The following is a 5,153-nucleotide window of genomic DNA, read 5'->3' as shown; positions in this document are numbered from 1 at the left end:
AGGCGATCGATGCCGCCGCTCGCATGGCCGGACATGGTGTCGGCGGCGACCTGGCGATCGATTGGCCGAGCCTGATGGCGTTCAAGCGCAGCTTTGCCTGCGCCGTCGTCATTTGCTGCCGGGGTGCCATCGCCCGCTGCGGAAGTCGGGTGCGGCGACGATGCGGAGAACACATTGTCTTCACCCGCTGCCTGCTGCTCGGGCCTCGGTTCGGGAGCACGCGTGATGAAACCCTCGGCCATCCGTGGCCATCGGCGTGGCACCAAAGTGACTGGAGCCGCAGGAAATCCGTCAGGGAACTTGAGGTAACCGGAGAGCCGCGGCAGGTTCATGAACTGGTCGGGAAGAAGCAGCGGTTCGATCTGTCGGCGGGGCGTCAGGCTGACCGCGTCGCGGGCGTTGTTATAGCCGTAGCTGTACCCTTCCTCCATATCCCGCACCTGGCGATGGCCTATGAAATCGGAACACCAGGTTGCCGTCTCCCGGTCCGCGGTTGCGAGGATAAGCTTGCTTCGTGCGAGCGATGACAGGGTCATCGCCATGTTCTCGCCGTATACCTCCTTGAGCTTGGCGAAAGCATGGACGCCGGTGACGATCGCGCCGCCGAAATTGCGAGCTGTCTGCAATCCTTTTTCCAGCGCGGGCAGCCGGTGCAATGCTCCGAGCTCGTCGACCAGGAACCAGATCCTGAGATCCGGAGTGCGCTCCATGGTCATCAGCGTGTTCATCGCGGTGTCGAGCCACAAGGTGAGCAGCTGCGAACAAATCGACATGTCGACGTAGCGCGCGGACAGGAACAGGATCGATCCCGGTTCAGAGATGCCGCGGGTCCAGTCGCGTACCGAGAAGCGTGGACCTTTGGCGGGCAGCAGCTTCAGGGCCTTGGCATTGGCGTTGAACACGGCCCGAATCGATTCTGCCATGCGCGCGGCTTCTGGCGCTGTCAGCGGATCGGCCATAGTGCCGCGCATAAGCTTGTGCACCTGTGCGAGGTCGGCGGTCATCAGTCGGGTGGCGAGTGCGTGGTTGCTGGCCTGGCCGGCTCGCTGGAGGTGGAGGCACATCTCCACGAAAAGCATGCGGGCCGCGAGCACCCAGAATTGCTCGGACCCACCGCCATCGTGCGGAACCAGCGCTTCGGCAGCGGCATGGAATTCGCCTTCGCTGGTGCAATCGTGAAAGACGCTCCAGTTCGGGCAACGGGCATCAAGCGGGTTCAGAATGATGTCGCGTTCCGGATCGTAGAACGTCTCGATGAAGGCTCCGGTGAGATCGAAAACGACGGCGCGTTGTCCCCGCGCCCGTGCTTCGGCGAGAAGCTGGCTAAGGGCCACGGTCTTGCCGGTGCCGGTCGTGCCGATCAGCATCGTATGGCTCTGCTCAAGCCGCCACGGCCAGGGTACCCCGGCAAGATGAGCCGGGCTGTAAAAGCCTGCTTCTTCGGTCGCTGCGGCACCGGCCAGGCGCCATTTCCAACCCAGCGCGGCCTGCAGCTCGCGAGCTCGCTCAGAGCGATTGTGCCGGTCGATTTCCGCCTCGAGTTCGTCGAGCGTGACGAGCATCGCCCCGCGCTCGTGCTTGCGCTCCTTGGACTTGCCGCCGAACCGTTCAGCGAACCACCAAAAGGCGGCAAAGGCAGGGATCAGGACGAGCGCCGAAAGACCAATCCCGCGCCGGAGGGAACCACCGAGCGCAGTCACCGCCTCCCGCATGGGCGGGAACTCACGCACGAGATTGAACGGGATGCGAACTGTCCCTCCACCGGCCAGCTTGAGCTCAACCAGCTTGCCGGGATCAAACTCCATGAAAGCGTATCCCGAGGCATAGAGGTGCATCCAGGCGAGATACATCTGGTGATCGGTGAGCGCGGAGGTGACCTCGAGATAGCAAAGCCAGGCGCTGACTAGGAAGGTCACCAGCAGCGGGCCCTTGAGCCCCGCCGCGAACATGAAACCGAAGTGTCCAAGGAGCTGGCTGCCGCGGGTGAAATTGAGGAGATTACGCTTCATCGTTGCCTCCTTCGGGTGCGGAGGCGCTGAGCCCGAGACGGGCGAGACGACGGTTGTAGGCCTCGTGCGTGCGCTGCCTCAAGGAACCATCGGCATGGCTGGCGAGAAGGGCATCAAGGGCAACCGTGATGAAGATGTTCTGTCGGACCGGGTCGAGGGCTGCAGGCCGCTTTCGCGCTTCATTTTCACGCTGCCATGCCTCGACCAACTGGTCGCGAATGACGATGCTGACGGAGACCTGCTGGTCCCGGGCCTTGCCCTTGATCCAGTCAGCAAGTGGGCGGGGAACGTAGGTCTGAAGACTGAGATGCCGATCCATGTTCGGGGGTCCTGTTGACCCTTGCGAACCTGGTTCGATCTTGCGGAAGGCAGGAGTGAGAATAAATCAGGAACATTCAGCCGTCAAACTCATAATTATGACGGCAATTCAGTATTTTAGGTCTCCATGATTTGTTGCCAAATTGCAAATTCAAAGCATGCCGCACTCTCAAATTGCTTTGACACCAGCCTGAAATTTTAACCTATCTCCATGAAAATGCGAGATTAAATCCAGCAGTATCACTGCGTACGGTGTGCTCAGTTTACCAAGCTGCGAGTGGCTGATCCGGTCACTTCGCCGGACATGCTGGAGGGATTGAAGGGCCTCGATAGCGCGGAACCAAAGCGCGTGCGGGCGCCGATGCCCGCACTCCGCTCATCACAATTGATCTCGAGCGGAAACGAGCCGGCAGCGAGCAAAATAAAAGGGCAGGAACCGTCCCCGGCTCCCACCCTTTTCCGGCGTCAGAATTCATCCAGCATCGATCCGTGAATGGTGTGGACGACACGCGCCGCCAGGTGTGCCGGCAGGGCGCAGTAGTCGCCTTCATCGAGCGCGATATATCCGAGCTCATCGTCTTCCACGATGTGCTGATCGAAGTAGCTGTGCAGTGCCCTGCGCTCGGCGAGTTCCAGCGCCTCGAAGTAGCTGCGGGATGAAGCGGTGCAAGGTGCAGAATAAGCCATGATGATCCTCCTGAGGTTGTCTCGAACGACAGGAGAAAGTGCGATGTTCGTGCGCATGACGGGTCAGGGACGACGCCAGCGCCGATCCGGCGCTGGCGCGAAGACAGACAGGGTCTCAGTCGGTCCTGACCGAAGTGTTCTTAGGATTGGTGCCGAGGGCGCCGCGGCGATCGACCACGGTGATCCGCCGAGCCTTGGCGTCGATCACCAGGCGTTCGAGTACGCCATTACCCGGGAACGCGATGACGTAGCGCGGATCGAGGGAGAGCATCCGCTCGTTGCGCTTGAAGCCGGCACGGGCGCCCAGCCGCATATCGAGCGAGAACGTCACCTGCGGAATGCCTCGACGTTCAGCCCAGCTCGATGCCAGACGGTCGACGCCCTTGGTGTCGCCGCCGTGGATGAGCACCATGTCCGGCACGCGGTCGCGGACCTTGTCAAGCGTGGCCCAGACATTGTTGCCGAAGGTCAGCGCATCGTCTTCGGTAGCATGACGGGTGCGCCCGCCAGCGAATACGACCGGGGTTCCTTCGGGCATGGCTGCACGGCGCTTGGCCTCGGCGCGGGCGCGCAGGAAATCCCGGCCTTCGACGAGCGCGGACGTCAGCATTGCACTGTGGTTGAAGCGCGAACTGGAGACTGGCTTCCAGGAGGAACCGAACTCGTTGAGGTATAGGCCTGCTGCGACTTCGCGCATCTCTTCGAGCGCCAGCATGGCGCTTTCGGCGCACTGCGCCCGCTCGACCTGGGTCTCGAGTTCATGGGTGTGGACCTCGGATCCATCGGCCGTAGCAATCAGCGCGCGTACCTCGTCGGTCGCCCGGTCAAGGGCTGTCGATTTGCGCTCGGCGGAGCGGTGAAAGATATTGACGAAGGCCCAGCCGAGATCCTCGGCGTCGGCTTCAAGAGCGGTCCCGGACACCATGGCGAAGAGATCGGACCAGACCGCTTCGAGGGTTTGGACGACAGCCTCCCGGACCGGGAAATCGCTGGTCGATACGGGAGCAGGTCCAATCGAGAAACCGGCTAGATCGAGCCCGGCGAGTTGGTCGGCGAATGACGTATGCATGGGATTGTCCTCCTGACTGGCGTGAGGCCGACGCACCCGTTCATGGCTGCGCCAGCGAGAGCCCGTCAGGGCCAGCATCCAGGCAGGTTTGCGCACCCGTCAGGGGAAACCCGCGCGGGCGGGCTGGCGCGGGCAGGCCTAGAGCCCAAAGGGCGAAGGCCAACACGGGCCCGCCCACGCCGGGTTGCGCAAGATTGGCGGCTGGCCCAGGGCCTCTCTCGCATGGCGCCAGACCATGGGCGGTCGGAACTGACATTGGCAGGGGCACGCTCTATGCCTCCTGCATGCACCGACCCGGCTCGGCTCAAGCCGCTCGCTTGGCGTAGACACCCTCTCCGTTCGACATATGCCCGAGACAGTCATAGTCGCCGAACACGGCATCGAAGCGGGATGCGATCTGGGACAGCCAGCGCTGTGCCCGCGGTGAGCGGGCCGTGCGCCAATCGGCGTCCCAATAGGCCCCGTCATCGCGTTCGACGATCCAGACGGCCACAAGCCCGCCGTAGACAGATACGCCGAAATCCGCATAGGCATTGCGCATGAGGATCCGGTCTTCCCGACCGCGCCAGCCGTCATGCGGGATCAGCGACGGGAAGGCTCGGCCGGCCCGCTCGCGCAGGTCTTCACGCAGCCACTCGTATTCGAATTCCCAGTCGTCCTCGCCTTCGACCTCGAGCACTGTGAAGGCGACGATTGCGCCGCTGGGATAGCTGACTGATCGGCCCATGGCATCCTCCCTCAGGCCGCAAGCGCAGCGTCGTCTGACGCGTCGTCAAACTGTTCGGGCATGACCCTTCCGCCAAGCTTCAGCAGCAGGGTCGACGCCTCCTCAGCCTTGGCGGCAGCGGTCAGAATGGCGCGGTCGTCATCCTTCAGAAGCTTGAGCCAATGCTCGATATAGCTCGCATGGCTGTCGAGATGCGTGACCGGCAGGCCCAGCTCTGCGCCTAGCATGGCGCTGGAGAGTTCGGCAATATATCCTGACAGTCCAGCCCCAATCCGGGGTTCGAGGAAGAAAACCATCGGCTGCCTCCAGCACTGCCCAAAAACCGCATCGGCCTCCCCCGAGG

At 62.7% G+C, this 5,153-nt stretch carries 6 protein-coding genes; all 6 read right to left on the bottom strand.

Features of this window, described 5'->3' with window-relative positions; genetic code table 11:
- Positions 1–2,009 (bottom strand): type IV secretion system DNA-binding domain-containing protein (locus FHS92_RS17965; RefSeq protein WP_246352109.1); only part of this gene is annotated, 2,009 nt, incomplete at its 3' end.
- Positions 1,999–2,328 carry a hypothetical protein gene (locus tag FHS92_RS17960; protein ID WP_184081937.1) on the bottom strand — a complete coding sequence of 110 codons (330 nt, stop codon included), beginning with the start codon at positions 2,326–2,328 and terminating at the stop codon, positions 1,999–2,001. The genes FHS92_RS17960 and FHS92_RS17965, both read right to left, overlap by 11 nt.
- 464 nt (positions 2,329–2,792) lie before the next feature.
- Complete coding sequence (locus tag FHS92_RS17955; RefSeq protein WP_184081936.1) at positions 2,793–3,014, bottom strand: hypothetical protein; 222 nt, start codon at positions 3,012–3,014, stop codon at positions 2,793–2,795.
- 115 nt (positions 3,015–3,129) lie between these two features.
- Positions 3,130–4,083: a DUF2493 domain-containing protein gene (locus tag FHS92_RS17950; RefSeq protein WP_184081935.1), complete on the bottom strand. Its 954-nt coding sequence runs from the start codon at positions 4,081–4,083 to the stop codon at positions 3,130–3,132.
- A gap of 304 nt (positions 4,084–4,387) precedes the next feature.
- Positions 4,388–4,810 carry a hypothetical protein gene (locus FHS92_RS17945; RefSeq protein ID WP_184081934.1) on the bottom strand — a complete coding sequence of 141 codons (423 nt, stop codon included), beginning with the start codon at positions 4,808–4,810 and terminating at the stop codon, positions 4,388–4,390.
- Positions 4,811–4,821: 11 nt separating this feature from the next.
- Positions 4,822–5,153 (bottom strand): zincin-like metallopeptidase domain-containing protein (locus tag FHS92_RS17940; protein ID WP_246352108.1); only part of this gene is annotated, 332 nt, incomplete at its 5' end.

The sequence above is a fragment of the Sphingobium subterraneum genome, from assembly GCF_014199435.1.
GTDB lineage: Bacteria > Pseudomonadota > Alphaproteobacteria > Sphingomonadales > Sphingomonadaceae > Sphingobium > Sphingobium subterraneum.
This window is presented reverse-complemented; position numbering and strand designations above follow the sequence as displayed.

Bases quoted from the DNA above. Each gene is read 5' to 3' on its own strand.
- FHS92_RS17945 (WP_184081934.1), bottom strand. From the start codon at position 4,810: ATGGGCCGATCAGTCAGCTATCCCAGCGGCGCAATCGTCGCCTTCACA.
- FHS92_RS17950 (WP_184081935.1), bottom strand. From the start codon at position 4,083: ATGCATACGTCATTCGCCGACCAACTCGCCGGGCTCGATCTAGCCGGT.
- FHS92_RS17960 (WP_184081937.1), bottom strand. From the start codon at position 2,328: ATGGATCGGCATCTCAGTCTTCAGACCTACGTTCCCCGCCCACTTGCT.
- FHS92_RS17955 (WP_184081936.1), bottom strand. From the start codon at position 3,014: ATGGCTTATTCTGCACCTTGCACCGCTTCATCCCGCAGCTACTTCGAG.